The sequence below is a fragment of the Flavimaribacter sediminis genome, from assembly GCF_019492055.1.
Classification (GTDB): Bacteria; Pseudomonadota; Alphaproteobacteria; order Rhizobiales; family Rhizobiaceae; genus Flavimaribacter; species Flavimaribacter sediminis.
Genome location: NZ_JAICBX010000001.1, coordinates 1,541,657 through 1,564,759 on the forward strand (window position 1 = coordinate 1,541,657; position 23,103 = coordinate 1,564,759).

The 23,103-nt window shown below is 54.8% G+C and carries 19 protein-coding genes; 7 read left to right on the plus strand and 12 right to left on the minus strand.

Going from position 1 to position 23,103, the window contains the following annotated elements; all coding sequences use genetic code 11:
* Positions 1-141 precede the first annotated feature (141 nt).
* Complete coding sequence (locus K1W69_RS07355) at positions 142-336, plus strand: hypothetical protein (protein WP_220227639.1); 195 nt, start codon at positions 142-144, stop codon at positions 334-336.
* Positions 337-358: 22 nt separating this feature from the next.
* Here the strand turns inward: K1W69_RS07355 and K1W69_RS07360 are convergent, their stop codons facing one another.
* The 3 genes from K1W69_RS07360 to K1W69_RS07370 form a co-directional block, all read right to left on the minus strand.
* Positions 359-1,603, minus strand: a complete 1,245-nt coding sequence (locus tag K1W69_RS07360; protein WP_220227640.1) for a thioesterase domain-containing protein — start codon at positions 1,601-1,603, stop codon at positions 359-361.
* 83 nt (positions 1,604-1,686) lie between these two features.
* The gene (locus K1W69_RS07365) at positions 1,687-2,940 is read right to left on the minus strand and encodes a thioesterase domain-containing protein (protein WP_220227641.1); all 1,254 of its coding nucleotides are present in this window, start codon (positions 2,938-2,940) and stop codon (positions 1,687-1,689) included.
* A 552-nt stretch (positions 2,941-3,492) separates the two neighbouring features.
* Positions 3,493-4,569: a hypothetical protein gene (locus tag K1W69_RS07370; RefSeq protein WP_220227642.1), complete on the minus strand. Its 1,077-nt coding sequence runs from the start codon at positions 4,567-4,569 to the stop codon at positions 3,493-3,495.
* Here K1W69_RS07370 and K1W69_RS07375 point away from each other — a divergent pair.
* Together K1W69_RS07375 and K1W69_RS07380 are read left to right on the plus strand one after the other, a co-directional pair.
* Positions 4,492-6,045: a tryptophan 7-halogenase gene (locus tag K1W69_RS07375; protein ID WP_220227643.1), complete on the plus strand. Its 1,554-nt coding sequence runs from the start codon at positions 4,492-4,494 to the stop codon at positions 6,043-6,045. The genes K1W69_RS07370 and K1W69_RS07375 overlap by 78 nt on opposite strands.
* Before the next feature lie 126 nt (positions 6,046-6,171).
* Positions 6,172-6,582 carry a universal stress protein gene (locus tag K1W69_RS07380; protein ID WP_220227644.1) on the plus strand — a complete coding sequence of 137 codons (411 nt, stop codon included), beginning with the start codon at positions 6,172-6,174 and terminating at the stop codon, positions 6,580-6,582.
* A 76-nt stretch (positions 6,583-6,658) separates the two neighbouring features.
* Here K1W69_RS07380 and K1W69_RS07385 read toward each other — a convergent pair whose 3' ends face one another.
* The 4 genes from K1W69_RS07385 to K1W69_RS07400 are packed head-to-tail and all read right to left on the minus strand — an operon-like array spanning position 6,659 to position 11,325.
* Positions 6,659-7,723: a BMP family ABC transporter substrate-binding protein gene (locus K1W69_RS07385; protein WP_220227645.1), complete on the minus strand. Its 1,065-nt coding sequence runs from the start codon at positions 7,721-7,723 to the stop codon at positions 6,659-6,661.
* Between the two features lie 26 nt (positions 7,724-7,749).
* Positions 7,750-8,670, minus strand: a complete 921-nt coding sequence (locus K1W69_RS07390) for an ABC transporter permease (protein WP_220227646.1) — start codon at positions 8,668-8,670, stop codon at positions 7,750-7,752.
* The gene (locus tag K1W69_RS07395; RefSeq protein ID WP_220227647.1) at positions 8,670-9,761 is read right to left on the minus strand and encodes an ABC transporter permease; all 1,092 of its coding nucleotides are present in this window, start codon (positions 9,759-9,761) and stop codon (positions 8,670-8,672) included. Before K1W69_RS07395 ends, K1W69_RS07390 begins: the two co-directional genes overlap by 1 nt.
* Complete coding sequence (locus K1W69_RS07400) at positions 9,751-11,325, minus strand: ABC transporter ATP-binding protein (protein ID WP_258570829.1); 1,575 nt, start codon at positions 11,323-11,325, stop codon at positions 9,751-9,753. Before K1W69_RS07400 ends, K1W69_RS07395 begins: the two co-directional genes overlap by 11 nt.
* A 285-nt stretch (positions 11,326-11,610) precedes the next feature.
* On the opposite strand from K1W69_RS07400, the gene K1W69_RS07405 reads away from it, so the two are divergent.
* Positions 11,611-12,810, plus strand: a complete 1,200-nt coding sequence (locus K1W69_RS07405; RefSeq protein WP_220227648.1) for a UbiH/UbiF family hydroxylase — start codon at positions 11,611-11,613, stop codon at positions 12,808-12,810.
* Here K1W69_RS07405 and K1W69_RS07410 read toward each other — a convergent pair.
* Positions 12,795-13,763 carry an AEC family transporter gene (locus K1W69_RS07410; protein ID WP_220227649.1) on the minus strand — a complete coding sequence of 323 codons (969 nt, stop codon included), beginning with the start codon at positions 13,761-13,763 and terminating at the stop codon, positions 12,795-12,797. The genes K1W69_RS07405 and K1W69_RS07410 overlap by 16 nt on opposite strands.
* Positions 13,764-13,886: 123 nt before the next feature.
* Here K1W69_RS07410 and hspQ point away from each other — a divergent pair, with 123 nt between their 5' ends.
* Positions 13,887-14,219: a heat shock protein HspQ gene (hspQ, locus tag K1W69_RS07415; protein ID WP_220227650.1), complete on the plus strand. Its 333-nt coding sequence runs from the start codon at positions 13,887-13,889 to the stop codon at positions 14,217-14,219.
* 144 nt (positions 14,220-14,363) lie between these two features.
* Here hspQ and K1W69_RS07420 read toward each other — a convergent pair.
* Together K1W69_RS07420 and K1W69_RS07425 are read right to left on the minus strand one after the other, a co-directional pair.
* Positions 14,364-15,688, minus strand: a protein-coding gene (locus K1W69_RS07420; RefSeq protein WP_220227651.1) for an IS1182 family transposase whose coding sequence is annotated in 2 segments (ribosomal slippage) — positions 14,364-15,061 and positions 15,061-15,688 — 1,326 coding nt in all. Because the reading frame shifts where the segments join, the coding sequence is not laid out codon by codon here.
* A gap of 104 nt (positions 15,689-15,792) precedes the next feature.
* Positions 15,793-16,416, minus strand: coding sequence for an invasion associated locus B family protein (locus K1W69_RS07425; RefSeq protein ID WP_220227652.1), 624 nt, complete (start codon positions 16,414-16,416; stop codon positions 15,793-15,795).
* Positions 16,417-16,778: 362 nt separating this feature from the next.
* On the opposite strand from K1W69_RS07425, the gene K1W69_RS07430 reads away from it, so the two are divergent.
* Together K1W69_RS07430 and K1W69_RS07435 are read left to right on the plus strand one after the other, a co-directional pair.
* Positions 16,779-18,599, plus strand: a complete 1,821-nt coding sequence (locus K1W69_RS07430) for an extracellular solute-binding protein (protein WP_258570830.1) — start codon at positions 16,779-16,781, stop codon at positions 18,597-18,599.
* Positions 18,600-18,618: 19 nt separating this feature from the next.
* Positions 18,619-19,278, plus strand: a complete 660-nt coding sequence (locus tag K1W69_RS07435; protein ID WP_220227653.1) for a DsbA family oxidoreductase — start codon at positions 18,619-18,621, stop codon at positions 19,276-19,278.
* Here the strand turns inward: K1W69_RS07435 and mfd are convergent, their stop codons facing one another.
* Positions 19,279-22,782: a transcription-repair coupling factor gene (mfd, locus tag K1W69_RS07440; protein WP_220227880.1), complete on the minus strand. Its 3,504-nt coding sequence runs from the start codon at positions 22,780-22,782 to the stop codon at positions 19,279-19,281. It lies immediately after the preceding gene.
* A gap of 2 nt (positions 22,783-22,784) precedes the next feature.
* Complete coding sequence (locus K1W69_RS07445; protein ID WP_220227654.1) at positions 22,785-23,066, minus strand: FAD assembly factor SdhE; 282 nt, start codon at positions 23,064-23,066, stop codon at positions 22,785-22,787.
* Positions 23,067-23,103 lie beyond the last annotated feature (37 nt).

Below are 23,103 nucleotides of genomic sequence, written 5' to 3' on the forward strand. Positions count from 1 at the left end.
ATTCACTCTCTCTCTTCCATTAATAACGGTATCCGTGTCATGACCAACGAAAGTTCCTCGCACCGAGACATTTTGGCTAAGCCCTGTACGACAGAGCGAATATTTGATTGCCGGTCAGATCCGGCGCAGCGTCGACCAAATATGTCAAGTGAAGTAGGCCGCATATCAAATGACGCCTATTTCAAGGTGATCGCCGGTTCAATGGGCATGGGAATGCTGCTGACCTTTGCGCTGCTTGTCGGGCTTTCATTTCCTGATGGCGCCGCTCTGACAGACGCGGCCGTCGGTCGTCACATAACGGTCTCTGACAATATGATCGCCACCGAACGACGATAATAAATCCGGTTCATCTTCCCATTCAGGACGCGGATTCCGGTATATTTGCGTTCGCTGCCGATTCATCAAGCAAGTTCTGCATGATCTCGGCGTTGCGAGGCAACGACGGGTCGACCGTGTCCTTGTGATGTTGACCGGTTACGATCAGATTGTGGTTGGGCAGAAGCTTGTTCAGTGGATGATGCGGATTGGCAACTTCCCGCTGCAATTCGCGGCTGGCGATAATGTCGATATGGTCCGAAATCGGCGTATCATTCATGTAATTGTGCAAGGCGTATTTCAGTTTTGCCGCAGCGTAGGCGGCGCTGTCCGACGCGCAAATCTTAACCAGGCTGTCGCGCACGTCCTTGTCGAACTTGTCCGCCTTGCTGGCCCGCCAACGAAGACCGGTTTGTCGCTTTGCAATCGCCCTGTTTTTAATCTCCGGAATCTCGAATGCGTCCTTGTCCCTGAAGTCGATCCAGGATCCGTTTGTGAAAAACGTCCTGATCTTGGACAGGAATACCCAGAGTCCCGCCCTGGCCTTGCCGAACCATGTCGTTCCGGCAAACAGACGTCCGGCAAACAATCCGCGCTCCTCCTCATACCGGTCGCGCATCTTGCCTCTCTCGATCCTTGGATCGACAAAGATGATTCGATCGAGCGACTTGCCCTGTGCAGCAAATATTTTGACGATTTCAAGCGTTATCCACGCGCCGCCGCAATAGGCGGCCACATACCACGGACCGGTCGGATTCATCCTGAGTATCGAGCGTGCGTAGTCAGCCGCTATTTCTTCTACGGTGCCGAAAGGCTCGTTCTGATCGTCGAATCCGCGAATCTGAAATGCGTAAACCGGCTGGTCCTCGTGGAAGCCAGCCATGAATTGCGGTTTGGGAAAAAGAAATCCGGCGCTACCATGTATGATGAACAGTGGCGTGCGTGACCCGCCGGTACGGGCCGGCACAAGATTGCTCGGAATTTTACGTTCCGTCGAGCCGGTTTCGCTCTGAATTATTTCGGCGATGGCCTGTATCGTCGAGTTCTCGGAGAGCCTGCCTGATTTGAAGCCTATACCGAATTTTTCACCAATTGCCTTGGCTATCTGAGTGGCGAGGATTGAATTTCCGCCAAGTTCGAAAAAATCATCATCCGTTCCAAGGCCGTCTATTTGAAAGGCTTCGGACCAGATCTCCAGAAGGTCTGTTTCGATGACATTGACGGGCGGCACGTAATCTACAAAGAGATCCAGGCTGTCTCTGTTAATCCGTTCGACCTTTTGATCCATTAATCCGCTCATAAGTGTTCGGAAGTTTTGGTGTCTCTAGCACTTTCAGTAAAAGACAACAAACGCGATGACGCCCAAAAATACTATGCGACGGTCTTCAGTGATTGCTTGGGATCGACGACGTTGGCTTCATCCATCATCTTCTGAATGATCCTTGCATTGACAGGAGAAGAAGATGCTACCGCATCGGTGTGTTTTTCTCCCGATACGATTCTGTTCTGGCGCGGCAATATCCTGTTCAACGGGTGATTCCCGTTCTGAAGTTCCTTTTCCCTGGATCTGCTGACTATGATGTCGACAGGCTGATTGAGCGGCGCACTATTGGCATAGTTGAAAAATGCGTGCTTCAGTTTTGCCGAGGCCAATATGATGTCCGTCGTGCTTTCCAGTGTGACAGCCTCGTCCTCGACCATCTCGCTTTCAAACTTCTTCTTTAGCTGACCAATGCGCACAGCCCGTTGCATGTGGTTTTTCTTGCGGGACAAAATCCACTTGCGCACGGCCGGTACGTCGAAGGCGCCGATTTCACGATAGTCGATCCAATGGCCGGTCGCCAGGAAGCATCGGAACCGGGCCCAATTGGAATGAAAGTTCAGTCTTTCCAGCACGGATGTTGAAAGAACCGGTTTGATGATGCGCGCCGGCGCAGAATAACGCATATCGAACTGTTCACGCATTTTCCCGCGCTGGATCCCGGGATCGATCAGCACAAGTCGGGCAGCTTTTTTCCCCATGCCTTCAAGCCTACGCGCCATCTCCACGACGATCCAGCTTCCCGCGCAATAGCCGGCGATGAACCAGGGACCTTCTGGATTGACCTGTAGCATCGAGTCGACGTAGTCCGCGGCTATCTCTTCGACCGTGTCGAGCGGTTCGTCACGCCCGTCAAATCCGCGTATCTGAAATGCATAGACAGGCTGGTCGTCGTGAAATCCTGCCATGAGTTGCGGCGTAGGGAAAACAATCCCGGCGGCGCCATGCACGAGGAACAGCGGCGGCCGGTTTCCGGTTTGCCTGACGGCGATGACATTGCTGGGTAGAGCAAGGATTTCGTCAGACTCGATAAGATTGACCATGGCGGCCGGGGTGCAATACTGAACGAGAGCGCCGGTTTTGAAGGAAGCCGCGAAGGTTTCATTGATCAGGCTGATGAGTTTCGCCCCGTTAGACGAATTTCCGCCGAGATCGAAAAAGTCGTCATCCATGCCAAGATTTTCAATCTCAAGGCATTCTTCCCAGATTGCTATGACCTTGCGCTCGACTGGTGATGCGGGCTCGATAAACTTGTTGGTCAGGTCGAGAGAATCCCGAGAGATCTGCGACGACTCCTGATGCATGCAAACTTTCCCCTGTGCGACGCCATCAGCGATATCAAACTGTCCGCCCGCATGGTGTCTTACTCATATCGATAGACGACTGGCGCATTGCATCTGATTGCGTTGGGGTGGGCAGCCAGCAGCAATGCGAACCATGGACTACATAGCATACTCTGGCCGGCTTCAGGAACCGTCTGGCGCAGGTTTGGATCAGCTATGCAAACTTCCGATGCATATGTTGGGAAGCACAAAAGCGCGTCGCTTGTCGGCTTCACGCGCTGACACTTTCCCATCCACCGCAGCCGAGTAGCCGGCCCCTCGAGTATAGTCAAGCATAACGGCGAAAGCCACAATGGGGAGCCGTTGAAACCGATGCTGTTTGCCAGAGTTTAACAGGCTGGCGCGGTGTCCGCCCGAAAATTCGAGGCGCATAAACTTGTGATGAAAATTCCCGGGGAATGTGCTATAGAAAATTCAGGCGCTTCGTGACTTAACTTCGCGGTATAGCAAGAGGTTACGGAATCCGCAGATTCCCGAAACGAAGCCAAAATGTATTTTATATAATAATAACAGTTACTTAGCGTATTTCAGCCTGTAATATTCTCCATTTTCAAGTCCGATCACGACTGACTGGCCATCGGGGCCCGTATCAACGAGCATGTCCTTGTCAATGCGGGCTGGCAGTTGGAAGGCTGCGACATTCGCCCAGACGTCACCGGCAAGCGTGACTATTCTCAGAGCCTTGCGATCTGCGTCAGGCAGGGCGAGATCCAGTCTTCCATCTTGATTGAAATCGCCTGAAGCCGACAGTCCCATCTTTCTCGAACCGATGAAATGGTTGGAGAAACCTCCCGCTTCAGCTCTGTTTTTCAGCTTACCCTCGCGTAGTTCCACCAGCTTAAGGACGCCGCCAATATGCGGCGTTTGGACATAGGCAATTTGAAACCCTCCGTTCCCCACGTAATCCTCAATTCCTGCAACATTGAGCCAACGGTTGGGCCGCCCGATAAACTTGGTCGCGGCAATCTGGACAAGGCGCCCTTCCCTCAATCCATACACGGACACCGAAGCTCCTCTGTGAACAGAAGACCGGATTGTAACCACCTCCGCAGATCCGTCGCCGTCCAGATCATGGATCCTGGGTGTACGGTCCTCGAAAACCTCAGTGTTCGGCAATTCCAGTTTCTCTGTCTCTCCATTCTGCAAACGAACGGCCAACACCGACGCCTCTATCGCGTCACCCAATATTCCGTGCTGATATCTGGAAGTCGGCCTTTCGTACCAGGCCTCTTCTATGTCCCCGCCATCGTTGGAGGCGGCAAGCGCGCCGTCAGGCAAGGGATCCCGGCTATCAGGTTTCTGCTCGGGTTTCAGCAAACTTTCGTATGCTGCGACGTCAGTCTTTTTCAGTGACCAAGTTGCATCGGCCAAGGCTGAAATGCAGGTCAGGCAGAACATGGCGCTGGCCAGCGCCAGGCGGAAACCGTTCATTCTGAAATTTCCGCTGCAATACAACGCGCAAAGGCAAATTCGACTGTTGCAAAACTGTAATACAGGTGTGATGTTACTGTCATGGAGGAGCAAAATTTCAAAATTGTTGTCGTCGGCGGCGGCACCGCCGGATGGCTCACAAGCCTTATCATAAGGCACTACGCGCGCGAATCGAAGCTGCCCGTCGAAATTCGTGTAGTGGAATCCAGCAAGATCCCGACCATTGGAGTCGGCGAAGGAACTACGGCGATATTTCGTCAGACCCTCGATCTGATTGGCGTGAAGGATACGGAATTCGTCAAACATACAGGCGCAACGGTCAAGCTTGGCATTCGCCACAAGGAGTGGCTACGCCGTAACCATGTTTACGATGGTCCGCTGGACGACCCGAATTTTCTCGCCGTGGATCCTTCCTTCCGACCCGAGGAGATCGGATCGGCGCTTCACATCTATTCCGTGGCTTCTGGAAAGGAGATACCGAACGTTCATCTGTTCGGACATCTCATGAAACGCGAAAAGAGCCCATACGGGCTCGATCTTGACGGCGCATTCATACCATCCGGACCATTCGAACACGCCTACCATTTCGATCAGGCACGCGTTGGCGCCTACTTACGCAGCAAGGCGGACGATATAGAAATCATCGATGACGAAGTCGTGGATGTTGAACTCGACGCAGAGTCAGGATCGATCGCCAAATTGCGCTGTTCTTCGGGTGCGGAAATTTCGGCTGATTTTTTCATAGACTGCACGGGCTTTCGGCGTCAGTTGATTTCCGGCGGGCTTGGCGGCAAGTGGGTCTCCTACCGCAAGAACCTTCCGGTCAATCGGGCGATGCCGTTCTGGCTTGAGCACAAGGAAGGCGACGAGATACTCCCTTTCACGCTCGCCTGGGCGCGGGAGGCGGGTTGGATGTGGGCCATTCCGACCCAGGATCGCATAGGCTGCGGCTATGTTTACAGCGACGAGTTCCTGACGCCGGAACAGGCGCAGCAAGAAATCGAAGCCGCAATCGGCCAGCCGATCGAACCGCGCAAGGATCTGAAATTCGATAGCGGGAGACTGGACGATTCCTGGATCGGCAATTGCCTGGCCGTCGGTCTGTCTTCGAGCTTTCTTGAGCCACTTGAGGCGACTTCGATCCATGGTTCAATCGTCCAGGCCAGGCTTTTCGCAACGGAATTCCTGCCTGCGATGACGCGAGGCAAACCTGTTGACAGGAAGCGGTACAACTCGATTGTCGCCGGGCAGATCGATGATTTCATGGTGTTCATCAATCTTCACTACACTGGCGAACGCGACGAGCCATTCTGGCGACATGCTCGGGAGAACTGTCTTCACGACAGGACGACGGCGATGCTCGAGCATTGGAAAACGAAGATGCCGCGTTATCATGACTTCGCAGCCTTTCCATGCGATCTGCCACATATCAATGCGCAGCTTTATTATCCAGTGCTTGACGGTCTGGAACACCTCGACCGCTCGGTTGCGAAAAACGAATTGGCTTCTTCACCAAAAGTCAGATCGCATGCTCGCAAAACGACGGAGAAATTCGTCAAAGAGAATTTCAGAATTACAAACAAGTGTCTGGGACACCGGGAATATTTGGAAAAGGTGGCGGAGTCGACGCCCTGAAACCAGTGGTCAAGGCCGTGGCTCCGATTACTCGGAAAAGGTCTGGACGGTTTGATCCAACTCAAGACACAAGGCTCCGCGGCATCCTAGAATGCAAACCCGTTCAACTGGATGGAAGGCGATCAGATGTACAATACGATTATCGTGCCTATCGATTTGTCTCACGAGGAGCGAGCAGCACATATGATTGACGCTGCGAAGCAGCTCGGCGGATCATCGGCCAAGATTTACGTTATCAACGTCTTCGATGACGTGCCGGGTTATGTCGCAGCCGAATTGCCTGCGGACATAATCGAAAACTCGAAGAGCGCTTCCATGCAGCGCCTTGAAGCGATCATTGCAGACAAAGGCGTGGATGCAGAAACAGTCATTCGCACGGGTCAGCCTGCGCGGGGCATTCTCGATCTTGCAGAAGACGTCAATGCGGACCTGATCGTGATTGCCTCGCATAAGCCGGGTTTCCAGGATTATCTGCTTGGATCGACCGCTTCACGCGTGGTTCGGCACGCAAAGTGCCCCGTGTTCGTGATACGCTGACTTCGCAAACCATTCTTCAAATACAAAAGGCGCCGGAACAACCGGCGCCTTTAACATTTCAGCTATTTACTGTCGATTAGTTCGGCAGCTGATCGTCGACGCCTTCGACGTAAAAGTTCATGCCGAGCAAAGTGCCATCGTCAGAGACTTCGCCTTCCTTCAGCCAAACAGAACCATCCTGCTTGTTGATCGGACCGGTGAAGGGATTCACTTCGCCTGTCGCGACCTTGGCTTCCAGTTCTTCGGCCATCTGTTTGACGTCATCGGGCATGTTTGTGTAGGGGGCCATGGTCAGGATGCCTTCAGCCAGACCGTCCCAGCTCGATAGCGATTCCCAGGTGCCATCCATCACTGCCTGGGTGCGCTTGATATAATACGGTCCCCAGGTATCGACGATCGCCGTCAACTGTGTCTCAGGTCCCGCCTCGATCATGTCGGACGCCTGGCCAAAGGCCTTGATTCCGCGTTCGGCGGCCACCTGCATCGGCGCAGTCGAGTCGGTGTGCTGTGTCAGAATATCGACGCCCTGGTCTATCAGCGCCTTGGCGGCGTCAGCTTCCTTGCCCGGATCGAACCAGGAATTGACCCACACGACCTTGATGGTGAAATCCGGGTTTACAGACTGTGCGCCCAGCAGGAATGCGTTGATACCCTGTACGACTTCGGGAATGGGGAAGGAAGCGATATATCCTGCTACGCCTTTTTCCGACACTTTCCCGGCAATCATGCCTGAAATGTAACGACCTTGATAGAAACGGGAATTGTAAGTGGTGACGTTGTCGGCGGTCTTGTAACCGGTCGCGTGTTCAAATTTCACGTCCGGGAATTTCTCGGCGGCCTTGATGGTCGGATCCATGAATCCGAACGAGGTGGTGAACACCAACTCGCAGCCTGATCGGGCAAGGCGCTCGATAGCGCGTTCGGCGTCCGGGCCTTCAGGAACGTTCTCCAGATAGACAGTTTCCACCTTGTCGCCGAAATGGTTCTGCAGTTCCTGGCGTCCGATATCGTGAGCCTGTGTCCATCCGCCGTCGGTCTTGGAGCCTACATAGAGGAAGCAGACCTTGGTTGCAGCCTGTGCAGCCCCGGCGGTCATGGAAATGAGCGCGGCAGCAGACATGGCCAGAATATATTTTTTCATGTTTCACCCCTTGGTTTTGGTTTCGTTTAACGGTCCGGCACAAATCCCTGTCCGAGACAGGCCGGTGTATTCATCAACGTCAATCGACGGTTTCTAGAAATCAACACGAGAACCACGATTGTTGCAAGATATGGCAGAGCGGAGAGGAATTGCGAAGGAATCGCGACGCCAAGCGCCTGAGCGTGCAATTGTCCTATGGTTACAGCCCCGAACAGATAGGCGCCCGCAAGAACCCGTAGTGGACGCCAGCTGCCAAAGACGACAAGCGCTAGCGCAATCCAGCCTCGCCCTGCCGACATGTTCTCCACCCATTGCGGCGTATAAACAAGACACAATTGCGCGCCTGCAAGACCGGCGCAGGCGCCGCCAAACATGACGGCAAGGTAACGGGTTCGGATCACCGGAGTGCCCAGAGCATGCGCCGAATGATGATTGTCGCCAATTGCCCGCAGCCGCAGGCCGGCGCGTGTGCGAAACAGAAACCATGACACACCGAAAATCAGCAATATGGAGATGTAGAAAATGATATCCTGATTAAACAGAAGCGGTCCAATAAACGGAATGGACGAAAGCACAGGGATCGCAATCTCGTTGAGCGGAACTCCTGCCTGACCGACGAAACTTTCCCCGATCATGCCGGAAAGCCCGAGTCCGAGAATCGTAAGAGACAGACCGGTCGCGACCTGGTTCGTGACAAGGGTCAAGGTCAGAAAACCGAACAGAAGCGAAAAGGCGGCTCCCGTAAGAGCGCCGCACAGTGCGCCGAGATAGGGATTGCCAGAAAGCTTTGCGACTGCGAATGCAACTGCCGCCCCCATGATGATCATACCTTCGACGCCGAGGTTGAGGACGCCGGAGCGTTCGACGACCAGTTCGCCGATTGCCGCGAGAAGCAGAGGCGTCGCTGCTGTCATGATCGTCAGAATGACCGCCTGCGTCAGATCCATCAGGAGACCCCTCCTTCCTTGACAGTCCGATCAAACACGAACTTGACCCGGTAGTTGATGAGCGTGTCACAACCCAGAACAAAGAACAGCAACAGCCCCTGGAATACGTCGGCGATCTTGTCGGGAAGCCCGATTGATATCTGCGCCGCCTCGCCGCCGAGATAGGTCAGAGCAAGGACAAGACCTGCAGCAAATATGCCTAGTGGGTTGAGCCTGCCGAGGAAGGCGACGATGATCGCCGTAAACCCGTAGCCGGGCGAGATCACTGGCTGGAGCCGTTCGATGGCGCCGGAGACTTCAGAGATACCAGCGAGGCCTGCAAGCGCGCCGGAAAACAGGAAGGCGAAAAAAACCATCTTGGAATTTGAGAACCCGGCAAAGCGCCCTGCCCTCGTAGACTGGCCGAGCACCGAAACCTCGAAGCCTTTCAGCATGTGGCGCATCATGAACCAGGTAAGAAGCGTTACGATGATCGCAAAGACGAAACCATAATTGGTCGGCCCTGACGACGGAACGATTTCGGGAAGAATCGCGTAATCGTGAAATTCGCGCGTTTCCGGAAAATTGAATCCCTCCGGATTGCGCCATGCCCCCCTCACCAACCAATCAAGGAAGAGTTGAGCCACATAGACGAGCATGAGGCTGGAAAGGATCTCGTTGGTATTGAACCGCGTTTTCAGCAGCGCGGGTATCGCGGCATAGGCCGCGCCGCCAAGCATGCCCATCACCACCATCAACGGCAGGACGTAATAACCCTGCAAATTCGGAAGCAGGACCGGAAGAATGGATCCGGCGATCGCCCCCATGATGAACTGGCCTTCTGCCCCGATATTCCAATTGTTGGAGCGGAAACAGACGGACAGTCCAACGGCGATGATAATCAGAGGCGCGGCTTTAATCGTAAGCTCATGCAGCGACCAGGTTTCCGTCAGTGGCTCCACGAAGAAGCTGTAGAGCGCACTGAAAGGATTCTTGCCCAGCATCCAGAAAATGATCACGCCGGCGAGTACGGTGAGGAGCAGCGCCAGGAACGGCGAGAATATGGAAAATAGCGGAGACTGCTGTCGTCGGCGCTCCAGTTCAATGCGCATGGGAAGCCTCCGACCCGTGATCCTCTCCGTGGATACCACCCATCAAAAGCCCGATTCTCTCGAGCGTCATATTCGCCGCCGGCTCAGCTTCTGTAAGCGTGCCTTCGTTGATGACTGCGATTTTAGTCGCCACTTCGAAGATTTCGTCGAGATCCTGACTGATGATAACGACCGCCGAGCCGTTTTCGGCCAGGTCGATCAGCGCCTGCCGGATGCGGCTTGCAGCTCCCGCGTCTACGCCCCATGTCGGTTGATTGACGATCATGACAGCAGGTTGCCGGTCGAGTTCCCGTCCGACGATGTATTTCTGCAGATTGCCCCCTGACAGCGAGGAAGCTTGCGGATCATCGCCCGATTTCCGGACATCCATGTCCTCGATGATACGTTGAGCCGCCTTTTTAACCGCGCCGCGATTGATGATTTTCAGCGGCCCTCCCTCAAGAAACACTTTCGCGTCTGAGCGGTGCCGCGCAAGGATCATGTTATCCGATAGGGACATCTGGGAAACGGCGGCATGCCCGTGCCGCTCCTCAGGAACGAAAGCCGCTCCGAGCAGGCGCCGTCCGGAAATATCGAGTTTTCCTACCGGTTTTCCGCTGATCGCGACCGCGTTGGCGTCGCTGGCAAGGAATTCGCCTGAGAGCATTTCGAACAATTCGCTCTGGCCGTTACCTGCAACGCCGGCGATTCCGATGATTTCGCCCTTTTTGACAGACAGACTAATGTTCTTGATGGCTACTGCGAACGGCGTCCGGGCTGGCGCAGAAAGCCCGGTAGTCTTGAGTAACACCTCATCGCCTGCCGCGCCGGCGTGATGAGTGACAGCCTTGACTTCGGAACCAACCATCATGCGGGCCAGTGAGGCCGCAGTTTCCTGGCCTGGATCGCAGGCGCCTGTCACCTTTCCGTGCCGCAGGACCGTCGCGCGGTCGCAAAGGCGTTTCACCTCTTCCAACCGGTGGCTGATATAGAGCACCGAACGGCCCTCGGAACGGATTTTTTCAAGCGTCTCGAAAAGCTTGTCCGCTTCCTGCGGCGTCAGGACCGAAGTCGGCTCGTCGAGAATGATGAGTTCGGGGTTCTGCAGCAGAGTTCGCACAATTTCGATGCGTTGGCGCTCGCCGACCGAAAGATCGGCGACATGGGCGTTTGGATCGAGCGGAAGGCCGTATTCGCGTGAGAGTTTTTCAGCCTGCTCGGCAAGCTTTTCGATCGGTACGTCGTTATCCATCGACAGCGCGATGTTTTCCGCGACGGTAAGAGCCTCAAACAGCGAAAAATGCTGGAAGACCATACCGATGCCGAGCGCTCGCGCCTGGCCAGGACTTCGGATTTCCACCGGATCGCCCTTCCAGTAAATCTGCCCGCCGGACGGTTCCAGCGATCCGAACAGCATTTTGACGAGTGTCGACTTACCTGCTCCGTTTTCACCCAATAGAGCATGGATTTCACTGGAATTGATTTTGAGATCGATCCCGTCATTGGCGCGGAACTCTCCGAAGATCTTTGTCAGATCCCGGACTTCAAGCAGGCAGTCGTCCCCGTCCTGTCTCGCCTCGACCAAATACACTCTCCCCGAGAGATGTTAATTTATTTTCTGGTTCCCTTGAGCATTCTAGTCACAGCCCACCTGAACTTGAAATGCTCCCGAAAGGAAAACTGCTTCAAGAATTTGACACATAATTGCAAAAGGACGGGTAACTGTCATCAAGTATTGTTTTGATTTGATCCGGTTCCACATGATTTTGCTGCGTCGCAGCAGATTGACGCAATGGTTCGGCAGTTGTGGACAGGGCGTGCTTCCGACGCTAGTTCGTGTCCATAAAAGAAACTCGGAGGCGACCAGAACATGACTCCACGGTTCGACGTTATCGTCTGCGGAGGCGGTCTTGCTGGTGCGGCCGCTGCGCTGGCGGCTGGCCGTTCAGCCAAGAATGTAGCACTCATTGCGCCACAAAATCCCATACCGGACGGACGCACCACTGCATTGATGATGCCGTCGGTTCGCTTTCTGAAACAACTCGGCATTGATTCTGATTTTCTGGAACAGGCCGCGCCTCTGAAAACAATGCGAATTATGGATGACACGGGGAGACTGCTGCGGCCTCCGCCCTTGACCTTCAGGGCTCAGGAGATCTCGGAAGAGGCGTTTGGCTACAATATTTTAAATGGTGAATTGCAGAAGATATTGATGCATGCCCTGCATAATGAAGAGCGCGTCACAGTTTTTGAAGTTGCTGCGGAGAAGATCACTCACGAGGAAGACGGAGTGAGAGTGGCCTTGGAGGATGGCGCCCAGCTGGACGGAAGTATTCTCGCTGGCTCGGACGGACGCAACTCACTTGTGCGACGCTCTGCTGGAATATCCTCACGGTCATGGTCCTATCCGCAAACGGCCATCGTCCTGAACTTCGATCATGAATACGATCATGACGATACTTCCAACGAATTTCACACGCCTGCCGGGCCTTTTACGCAAGTGCCTCTGGGGCGTCATCGCTCCAGCCTGGTATGGGCCATGAGCCCGCCGGATGCGGATGAGAGGAAGCAGGATACAGACGACGTTCTTGGTCAACACGTCGAAGAACGCCTGCATTCGATGCTTGGAAAAGTCAAAATCACATCCGAGCGCGGCTTTTTTCCATTTTCAGGTCTGATTGCTAATCAATTCGGTAAAGGACGGAGCGTGCTTTTGGGGGAAGCCGGTCATGTATTCCCTCCCATCGGAGCACAGGGTTTCAATCTCGGTTTGCGTGACGTCAGTATTTTTATGGATCTCCTTCGCCAGTATGGAACTGGCGGCGAATCCAAGATCGGAGACGCATTCGATCGCGGGAGGCGGTCGGACGTCGGAAGTCGGACCTACGGAGTCGATATTCTGAATCGATCGCTCCTCAACGGATTTTTGCCTGTTCAGATGGCCCGATACGCTGGAATGACGGCATTGGCGCATATCCCGCCGCTGAGAGCGTTCGCAATGCGTGAAGGGATGAGCCCTGGCCAGTCGATGCTATCTGGTGCGGCGAAGCGACATCAAGGGTTCGGGTAAAAGTCCGCAGGGAACCATCCCGCCTGCATCCCTAACAGCAACGTTGAGACCGACAAGACCGAAAGTGTTGTCGTGATCATGATGGTGGCGGAGGCGCGCTCCATCCACAAATTGTACTGCTGGGCGATCACAAAGACATTCGTCGCGGTCGGCAGGGCTGCAAGAAGCACTGCCGTGAATATCCAGACGTCATTATAGTCTCCGGCGAGCGATAGCACTATATAAGTGATTATCGGGTGCAGGATGAGTTTTGCTGGAACGATGTAGGTCAGTTCCACGGGGCGACGTTTAAGTGGTCTGAGAGCCAGTGTGACGCCCATGGCGAACAAGGCGCAGGGCGCGGCGGCCTGCGCCAGATAATCGATCAACCTGACCACCGCTTCGGGGATTGGCGGCGCCATCCACGCGATGATGATGCCGACGATAATAGAAAGGATAATCGGGTGGCTGGCGATACGAACGATTATGGAACGCGTGATTGTCAAAAATCCGCGTTTCTCGCTACCTGAAAGGGCCATCAGCGCAGGCGCAACGCAAAAATGGGCCGTATTGTCGAAAACCAGGATCAGCGCCAGTGGAGCGCCGGCTGCGTCACCAAAAGCAAGTAGAGCTAATGCAGGTCCCATGTAGCCGATGTTTCCATAGCAACCGGCAAGTCCCTGTATCGTACTTTCGGCAAGCGTGGCGCCGCGCAGGAAGAAAGCCAGAGCAAACACGAGGACGAAAACAAAATAGGTTGCAAGCAGGCAGACGAGCGCGAAATCGACCTGCGCAAGTTGGTCCATGGGCGTAGCAGACAATAGGCGGATGAACATCGCCGGCAGTGCGAAGTAGAGCACAAATATGTTGAGCCAACTCAGACCTTCGAGAGGATGGCGATTGACCCGGGCACCAAGATAACCCAGGCCGATCAAACCGAATAGCGGCAATATTAGACCGGCAATGTGCGCCATCAGACCCTAGACCAGGCGGCTTTGCGTAAATTTCAACGCGGTATGTGTCTGATTAATTTTTTCTATGATTATCATTGATTTTCTGACCGCATTGCAGCAATTTCCCAATCAGGAGACGAAGTTATGTTCAAAGCCGAAACAGCGAAGTTTCAGATTGGCCAGACGGTAAGACATCGTATCTACCCGTTCCGGGGCGTAATATTCGATGTGGACCCAACCTTCAACAACACTGAAGAGTGGTATGAATCCATTCCTGAAGAAGTGCGCCCGCGCAAAGACCAGCCCTTCTATCATCTGTTTGCAGAAAATGACGATACCGATTACATCGCCTATGTTTCTGAACAGAACCTCATTCCCGATGATAGCGGACAGCCGGTTCAGCATCCTCAGATCCCGGAAATTTTCGAGGGTTGCGACGATGGAATTTATCGCCTTAGGGGGCCGATAGGCCACTAAGTCACACCATTGCCTGAAACAAAAAGGGGGAGCCAGTTCGGCTCCCCCTCAGACTGCTGACAAACCCCGTCGATTTTTGGCGGGGTTTAGTCTTTTGCTCATTACGACTTGAGCGTTTTATGGCTTCAAGTGCTTCACTCCAGCCTATGCGGGCGCTGGCTGTTTGGTTTTCGTAAGGGCCATTGCGATCTTCTTGATGTTCTGAGCGGTTGCAGCAAGCAAACACTGGACTTTGACCCGCCACAAACTTCGGAACCGCGCGTACCGGTGGCCGTGAAGCTGCTTGGCGTCGGCGAAGGAGCGTTCGACCGTCTCCTTGCGCCGCTTGTAGATCGCCTTGCCCCACGGCGTCAGGCGATGAGCGTCTGTCCGCTCGCGGACAGTGGCCCAGACATGTCGGGTAATGGTGCGTTGAGCCTTGGCGTTGGTCGTGCACGAAGCCAGAAGCGGGCAGGTCCGGCAGACTTTCGGGTTGCTCTTGTAATGCCTGTAGCCGTTTCGGTCCGTGGTGGCGTAAGAAAGGGTCTGCCCTTCGGGACAGCGATAGCCATCCAGAGACTGGTCATAGGCGAACTTTGATTTGCGCATCATGCCCGGTCGCGGCGGGGTGGGATTGCGATAGCCGGTGACGCCGAGAATATCGCGGTCCTCAAGCCCCTTGGCAATGCCGGCGGTGGCATAGCCGGCATCGAGCCCAACGGCACGGGTATCGAAGCCGAAGCGGGCCCGCTGGCGATCGAGGCGGCCGAGATAGACGATGCGGTCATGGACATTGGCCGGGGTGGCATGGGTGTCGGTGATGATCCCGAGCTTGCCGTCGCGCACCATGTAGCCCGCCTCCGATCGGTGCGGGAAACCTTCGTCTCTTTCTCCACCGGCGCGCGCTTGCCCGGCTTCAGCGGCTTCTTGCCATGGGCGGCGCGATCTTCCCCGATTGCAAGGTCGAGATCGTCCCAGTAATCAGAGCGCGACTTGGCCACCAATGCCTTGTCATAGCGGTTCTTGTTGGCGTTCGCCTTGAGATGGGTGGAATCGGTATAGAGCACCGCGCCATCGACAAGGCCGTGATCAATCGCCTGCTCGACAATGCGGTCAAAGATGTCCTGGGCCACGCCCGGATCAGTAAACCGCCGGCGACGGTTCTGGCTCAGTGTCGAGGCGTCAAAGACCGTATCGGAAAGCTTCAGTCGCAAAAACCAGCGATAGGCCACATTCACCTCGATATCCCGCACAAGCTGGCGTTCCGAGCGGATGCCGAACAGGTAGCCGATGAACAGAGCCTTGAACATCAGCGTCGGATCGAGCGCTGGACGACCGTTGTCGGCGCAGTAAAGACCGGCAACCCGATCGTGGATGAAGGAGAAATCGATCACAGCGTCGATCTTGCGAAGCAGATGATCCTTCGGAACCAACTCTTCCAGCGTCACCATCTCGAGAGCGGTCTGTTCAGGGCCAGGTTTCTTCAACATAACCCAATGAATCAGAAACCCCCGGCAAATGCCAGGGGTTTGTCAGCAGTCTGAGGGGGAGCCCGTTCGGCTCCCCCTTTTCATTCCGTATGAGATCGCAACAATCAGTTGCTTTCTTCAATGGCTTTCTTCTGAGCGTCCTCAAGCTTCATCCGTTCCGCCTGAATCTTTTTCTGCATTTCTTCCTGCAGTTTCTGCTGAGATGCCTGCAGGTCAGATTGTTCAACCGGAGGACCGTCGAAGGCCGCCGTAAAACCCGAGAGTGAAATCTTGATCGGATTTGGCGCGCGCTGATAGTTGATGGAAGTGAATACCGCTTCACCACCGCGTTTCATCGAATTGATGATGCCGTCTGTCAGTTGCACTTCTGCCACGCATTTGTCCGGCATGCAGATCGTATAGGGCAAGCGCTGCGCTTCACCTCCGTCGATCTGCAACTGGATGCCTGGCGGAATAAGGCGCGCCGGAGGCACGGTCACCTGCATCGCCCTGCGGTTGACCTTGCCTTCAACCGTCACGAGACCAACAGCTGTTACAAGCTGTCCGGTCTGAGCCTGAACGATATTCTGCACGACGCAGACGTCATTGTCTTCCTGCTTGGTGCATACCTTGTACCAGCCCTGTCCGGGCGCCTGGGCATTGGAGGCTGCCACACCGGCCAGCGATACAGTGCCTGCAAAGATAGCTGCAAGAGCTGCCTTGAAGACGGTCGAGGTTTTGAAAGTCATCGAAATCGAATCTCCTGAGATTTCCGGATCACCATTGTTGTTATTGTGATGAATTTTTGACGTTCATTGCCGATTCTGCTGGATTACCGTTCAATCGCCCCGCCGGCGGCTCTCGCAGAACCTTGATTGTAGCGTTCGTTCTTTCCTCCCTGGTGAAGCGCAATGACGAACAAGTCGCGCTTCACGATCTTTCATAGTTCGATGTTGTCTAAGCATAAACGCCGCTCCTGTCACCCCGTCTTGACGGTTGAATACAAAAATTGGCTTCATTTGAGGCATAAACTCTATTTTGTCGGGGTAATTGAATCACGATTTGGCTTGCTGCCATACTGCCGAGTGTAGAATCAGGGAGATAAGGCGCTATGCGTAAAATGTTTATGAGGTTTGGCGCTGTAGTCACAGCGCTCCTGACATTTGGCGCCGCCGCCTTCAGCGACGATTCAACGCATGCAATTGCAATTCGCGGCGAACCCGCACTGCCCGCTGACTATACGCACTTTCCCTACGCCAATCCCGACGCACCTAAGGGAGGACGTATAGCCTATGGCGTCGTCGGCACGTTTGACACGCTCAATCCTTTCATCGTCAAGGGCGTCAGGACAACAGCGCGTGGCATGTGGGACCCTCAGTTCGGCCATCTGACATACGAACCACTTATGCAGCGCTCGAAAGATGAACCTTTCACCATGTACGGGTTGATTGCGGAATCTGTAGAGTTCGATGAAAATCACACCTGGATACAGTTCAACGTCAATCCAAAGGCTCGGTGGTCAGATGGCGAGCCAGTCACGGCGGACGACATCATCTTCACATTCCAGCTGTTCGCCCAAAAAGCGCGCCCACCCTATTCAGATCGGCTCAAAAAAGTGACGCTGATGGAAAAGGTCAACGACATGAGCGTGCGCTTCACATTGACCGAAGACGCCGGATACGAGTTTCCTCTCATCCTTGCCCTGATGCCGGTGCTCCCGAAACATGCGACCGACGTTGAAACCTTCGACCAGACGACTTTTTCCGAGCCTGTTACGTCGGGCCCTTACACAATCAAGGAAATACGCCCCGGAGAGCGCATCGTTTACGAACGCAGACCCGATTACTGGGCGCGAGACCTGGCGGTAAAACGCGGTTTCGACAATTTCGACGAAATATCCATCGAGTACTTTCTGTCCGACAGCTCACAGTTCGAAGCCTTCAAGAAAGGCGCTTTCGACGTCTATATGGAAGGCAATCCGGTCGCATGGGACCGTTCATACGATTTTCCGGCCGTGGAACGTGGTGAGATTGTCAAAGAAATCTTCGAGGAAAAAACGCCGGCCGGCATGTATGGCTTCGTGTTCAATACGCGTAAACCGGTTTTCCGCAATGTCCATCTGAGACACGCACTGGCGATGCTCTTTGATTTCAACTGGGTCAACCGAACACTTTTTGAAAACGCCTACGAACGGACGGAAAGCTACTTCCAGGGATCGGAATTATCGTCCATCGGCGTTCCTGCGAGCGATCTCGAACGAAAACTGCTTGCTCCGTTCCCCGGCGCCGTAGCGCCGGAGGTCATGGAGGGGCTCTACAGGGCGGCTGAAACCGACGGAAGCGGAAGGGACCGAAAGATCCAGCGACAGGCGTTTCAATTGTTAAAAAAAGCTGGGTACTCAATCAGCAACGGAAAGCTGCTGGACGCCGGCGGAAAACAGCTGTCCTTTGAAGTCATGACACAGAATATCGGACAGGAGAAGTTGGCTCTGGCCTATCAGCGCGGCCTTTCGGCGCTCGGCATCGACATGCAAATTCGCACAGTGGACGACGCCCAGTATCAGCAAAGGACAAACAGTTTCGACTACGACGTCATTATAAAAAGCTACCCCTCTTCACTGTCACCTGGTGTGGAGCAGCTTGGACGTTGGGCCAGTCAGTCTCGGGACATCGACGGCACCTACAACTACGCCGGAACCGCTGATCCGACTATCGATGCGATGATTGACGCGCTGCTTGCCGCAAGAAGCAAAGAAGACTTCGTCGCCGCGGCAAGGGCGTTGGATCGCGTTCTGATCTCCGGACATTATGTCGTGCCGCTGTATTACCTGCCCGGGCAGCGTGTAGCCTACCAGTCGCGCCTTGATCATCCCGAAGAAACGTCCATTTATGGATATCAGTTGCCGACGTGGTGGGACAGCACCGCCAACTGACCGGCGTGGAGATAGTTTCATGACTTCAGTCAACATCGATATCGTGTCCGATGTGATGTGCCCCTGGTGCTATATCGGCAAACGTCGACTGGAAGACGCGATCGGAATGCTGCCTGACGATGTCGAGGTGGATACGCGGTGGCGACCGTATCAACTCGATCCGACGCTGCCGAAAGAAGGCAAGGACAGGAAACAGTATCTCCAGGACAAGTTTGGCGGGTCCGCGGGAGCGTCGAGAGCCTATGAAGCAATCCGGGAAGCCGGACGACTTGAAGAAATCGCTTTCGACTTCGACGCCATTCCAGTAGCCCCCAACACCCTTGACGCACATCGCATCATAAGGTGGTCGGCGTCTGAAGCGCCGGGCGTACAGGACAAACTGGTGGAGATCCTTTTCAAGGCCTATTTCGAAAAGGGTTTGAATATCGGCGACAACGAAGTGTTGCTTAACGCCGCCGAAGAAGCCGGAATGGATCGGTCGATTACGGAGTCTCTTTTGTCCGGTGTCGCCGATTGCGAGGCCGTTGAAAAAGAGATCGACACAGCGCGACAACTCGGCGTGACCGGAGTGCCCTGCTTCATCATCGACAACAAATATGCGGTCATGGGCGCGCAACCTGCAGAGACGCTGGCCCGCGCGATCCGCGAGGTCGCTGCAAAAAAAGCCGAAGCGCAATAATCAGGCCGCCTCGGCGATTTCCGCCAGTTTGGACATCAGTACGGCCGCGCCGTTCAGCCGCTTCTGAGCGTCCGGCAAGTTGCGCGCAAACACGACGCTCTGGTCAGGTCTGAGCCGCGCCTTATCCTGCTGCGCGGCGATATAGGAGACGAGACCGGCCGGGTTCGGGAATTCGGCGTTTCGGAATTGCACCACAATTCCCTTCGGACCGGCGTCGAGCTTTTCAACATTGGCCGTGCGGCAAAGAGACTTGATATAGACGACTTTCAGAAGGTGGTCGACTTCGGCAGGAAGCGAACCGAACCTGTCGATAAGTTCTGCTCCGAACGCGTCTATTTCGTCCAGCGCCTTCAGATCGCCAATCCGTCGATAAAGGCTCATTCGCAGCGTCAGGTCCGGCACATAATCCTCCGGGATCATGATCGGCGTTCCGACTGTAATTTGCGGCGACCATCCCGTATCCGCCAGTTCCTCTCCGCCCTTCAGCTCCGCAATGGCTTCTTCCAGCATGTGTTGATAGAGTTCGAAGCCGACTTCCTTTATATGGCCGGATTGTTCCTCGCCCAGCAAATTACCGGCGCCGCGAATATCAAGGTCGTGGCTGGCCAGTTCAAATCCCGCGCCAAGGGTGTCCAGTGATTGGAGGACCTTGAGACGACGATCAGCGGTTTTTGTAAGTATGCGATTCACTGGAAGCGTCATGAGGGCATAGGCTCTAACCTTGGAGCGCCCTACCCGACCACGCAGTTGGTAAAGCTGGGCCAGTCCGAACATGTCGGAACGATGCACGACGAGCGTATTCGCCGTTGGCACATCTAATCCCGACTCCACGATCGTCGTGGACAGCAGCACATCATATTTGCCGTCGTAAAAAGCATTCATAACATCGTCGAGTTCGCTCGGCGGCATCTGGCCATGCGCCACTGCGACTTTGACCTCGGGAACATCGGATTCAAGAAACGCGTGTATTTCGGCGAGATCAGAAATACGCGGACAAACATAAAAACTCTGTCCGCCCCGGTAATGCTCGCGCAGAAGTGTTTCCCGAATGATCAGCGGGTCAAACGGTGATATGAACGTCCGCACAGCCATGCGATCCACAGGCGGCGTTGTGATCAACGAAAGTTCGCGCACGCCCGTCATTGCGAGCTGCAATGTGCGCGGGATTGGGGTCGCCGACAATGTCAGCACGTGGACATCGGCTTTGAGTTCTTTAAGTCTCTCCTTGTGCTTGACGCCGAAATGCTGCTCTTCATCGATGATCAGCAATCCCAGATTGGCGAATTTAATACCCTTGCCAAGCAGCGCATGGGTGCCAATGACGATGTCTGCTTTTCCGTCAGCCAGTTCCTTCTTGGTCTGGGACAGTTCGCCGGCTGAGATGAGGCGCGAAGCCTGCCGCACCCTGAGCGGGAATCCTCTCAATCGCTCCGCAAAGGTTTTATAGTGCTGACGTGCGAGCAATGTTGTCGGCACAACAATTGCGACCTGAACTCCGTTCATTGCAGCCACGAAAGCCGCTCGCAGCGCAACCTCGGTCTTCCCGAAGCCTACATCTCCGCACACCAGGCGATCCATGGGTCTTGATGCGGCGAGATCGTCAAGAACGGAATCGATCGTGGTCTGCTGATCGTCGGTTTCGTCATACGGGAACCGTGCCGCAAACTCGTCGTAGAGTCCTTCCGGCACGACGAGACTGGCGGTATGGCGGGTATGGCGTTCGGCGGCGATACTGATCAGCGCGTCAGCCATGTCGAGCAGACGTTTCTTCAGTTTTGCCTTGCGCATCTGCCAGGCGACGCCGCCGAGCTTGTCAAGGGTCGCTTCAGCCGAATCGCTGCCGTAGCGCGACAGGAGTTCAATATTTTCGACCGGCAGGAAGAGTTTGGCCTGATCTGCATAATGCAGTTCCAGACAGGCATGGGGCGCGCCGGCTGCTTCGATGGTTCTCAGCCCGACAAAGCGACCGATGCCGTGTTCGGCGTGTACAACAATAGATCCCTCTTCGAGACCGGAAACTTCTGTTATGAAATCCACGCCCTTCTTGCGGCGGCGATTTCTTCTGACCAGCCTGTCTCCAAGAATATCCTGCTCGCCAATGACGGTCAGTTGTCCGCTCTCAAAACCGGCTTCCAGATTGAGAACAGTCATCGCGGCTTCGCCGGTCTTCAGTTCACCCATCTCCGAGATCGAAGAGATGGGCCGTACACGTTCTAGGCCATGCTCACCGAGCACCTGCATCAGCCGATCCAGAGAACCGTCGCTCCAGGCCGTGACAAGCACCCTTCCGCCTTCCGATCTGCGATCGGCGATATGTTTTACGACCTGGTCGAAAACATTGGTCCGCTCGGCTTCCGTGGAATTTTCCTCAACGGTTTTGGCCCAGCGCTTTCCCGGCTTGGAGTCTAGATTGACAACTTCGCGCATGCCGCCACTTTCTTCGGCGAAAGGCGATAAGCGGATTGCATTGCGAGCGCTGAGAAAGGATTCGACAGCACCCTGTTCGAGATAAAGCGTTTTCGGCTCAATCGGATTATAGGGAGTGCCATGTGTAGAAGCTGACGCGTCCGACACCTCGCGACGCGCTCGATAGTGGTCCTCGACCTGATCATATCTTTGCCCGGCGGCTTCCGCAGCGTTGTGGTCGGCAAACCATGTATAGCCTGGCAGATAGTCGAACACGGTCTCCAGTTCTTCGTAGAAGAGCGGAAGCCAGTGTTCCATTCCAGCAAATCGCCTGCCTTCACTGACGGCCTGATAAAGAGCGTCGTCACGACGCGCTGCGCCAAAACTGGCAAGGTAGTTTTTACGGAAACGGCTGATGGTCTCGTCCGTAAGCGCAACTTCGCTCATCGGGTTGAGCTCCAGTTCCCTGCCCTGACTGACTGTTCTCTGGGTGTCCGGATCAAAGCTGCGGATGCTTTCTAGCGTATCACCGAAGAAATCGAGACGGAGTGGAAGTTCGTTGCCAGGCACGAAAACATCCAGAATGCCACCGCGAACAGCAAATTCTCCGACTTCCCGAACTGTGGCGACGCGTTCGAACCCATTGTAGGAGAGCCGGGTAACCACATCGTCCATCCTGACCTGATTGCCAGCGCGGGCCCGAAATCCGAGCTTCGCGAGTACGGTGCGGGGGGGCAGTTTCTGGATCAGCGCGTTGGCGGATATCAGAACAATCGCTGGATTCGGGTTTTCTGCATGGGCAATCAGCGAGCAAAGGGCGGACAGCCGGCGCGCTGAAGCATCCGCGCTTGGTGACACACGGTCGTAGGGCAGACAATCCCAGGCCGGAATGGTCAGGACGGGCAAGTCCGGAGCAAAGAAACCAAGCATTTGCTCCAGGTCGGTAAGATGCTGTCCATCGGTCATCACATGGACAACAGGCTTGCCGGATCTCGCGGTCTCCGCGAGAACAAGCGGAACAGCGCCGTCCGGAACATTGGCCAGTGTGATCGGTTCATCGCTTGCGATGATTGTTGAAGGATTGAAGCTGTGCAGCATACTCATGGGTTTCGTTCGTAAGCACAGATTGCCCGAAACAGGGCTGTATCGAAGTCTGCAGGGGTGTCGATTTCGCCTGTGACCCAGCGGATCAGGTCGCGATCGTCCACTTCCAGAATCCGTTCGAGCGTATCGAGTTCGTCATCGGTCAGTTTATCGATGTTACGATCGGCGAACTGTCCCATGACGATGTCCATCTCACGAATACCGCGGTGCCAGCAGCGAAACAGAATCTTGCGGCGGCGTTTGTCCAGATCGGAGCTGGACCTTGTCGTGCCGGTCATGACGGGAAACTCTTAATCTGCTTGTGGAGGGGCTTCT

Bases quoted from the DNA above. Each gene is read 5' to 3' on its own strand.
- K1W69_RS07355 (WP_220227639.1), top strand. From the start codon at position 142: ATGTCAAGTGAAGTAGGCCGCATATCAAATGACGCCTATTTCAAGGTG.
- K1W69_RS07360 (WP_220227640.1), bottom strand. From the start codon at position 1,603: ATGGATCAAAAGGTCGAACGGATTAACAGAGACAGCCTGGATCTCTTT.
- K1W69_RS07365 (WP_220227641.1), bottom strand. From the start codon at position 2,940: ATGCATCAGGAGTCGTCGCAGATCTCTCGGGATTCTCTCGACCTGACC.
- K1W69_RS07375 (WP_220227643.1), top strand. From the start codon at position 4,492: ATGGAGGAGCAAAATTTCAAAATTGTTGTCGTCGGCGGCGGCACCGCC.
- K1W69_RS07380 (WP_220227644.1), top strand. From the start codon at position 6,172: ATGTACAATACGATTATCGTGCCTATCGATTTGTCTCACGAGGAGCGA.
- K1W69_RS07385 (WP_220227645.1), bottom strand. From the start codon at position 7,723: ATGAAAAAATATATTCTGGCCATGTCTGCTGCCGCGCTCATTTCCATG.
- K1W69_RS07390 (WP_220227646.1), bottom strand. From the start codon at position 8,670: ATGGATCTGACGCAGGCGGTCATTCTGACGATCATGACAGCAGCGACG.
- K1W69_RS07395 (WP_220227647.1), bottom strand. From the start codon at position 9,761: ATGCGCATTGAACTGGAGCGCCGACGACAGCAGTCTCCGCTATTTTCC.
- K1W69_RS07405 (WP_220227648.1), top strand. From the start codon at position 11,611: ATGACTCCACGGTTCGACGTTATCGTCTGCGGAGGCGGTCTTGCTGGT.
- K1W69_RS07410 (WP_220227649.1), bottom strand. From the start codon at position 13,763: ATGGCGCACATTGCCGGTCTAATATTGCCGCTATTCGGTTTGATCGGC.
- hspQ (WP_220227650.1), top strand. From the start codon at position 13,887: ATGTTCAAAGCCGAAACAGCGAAGTTTCAGATTGGCCAGACGGTAAGA.
- K1W69_RS07425 (WP_220227652.1), bottom strand. From the start codon at position 16,416: ATGACTTTCAAAACCTCGACCGTCTTCAAGGCAGCTCTTGCAGCTATC.
- K1W69_RS07430 (WP_258570830.1), top strand. From the start codon at position 16,779: ATGCGTAAAATGTTTATGAGGTTTGGCGCTGTAGTCACAGCGCTCCTG.
- K1W69_RS07435 (WP_220227653.1), top strand. From the start codon at position 18,619: ATGACTTCAGTCAACATCGATATCGTGTCCGATGTGATGTGCCCCTGG.
- mfd (WP_220227880.1), bottom strand. From the start codon at position 22,782: ATGCTGCACAGCTTCAATCCTTCAACAATCATCGCAAGCGATGAACCG.
- K1W69_RS07445 (WP_220227654.1), bottom strand. From the start codon at position 23,066: ATGACCGGCACGACAAGGTCCAGCTCCGATCTGGACAAACGCCGCCGC.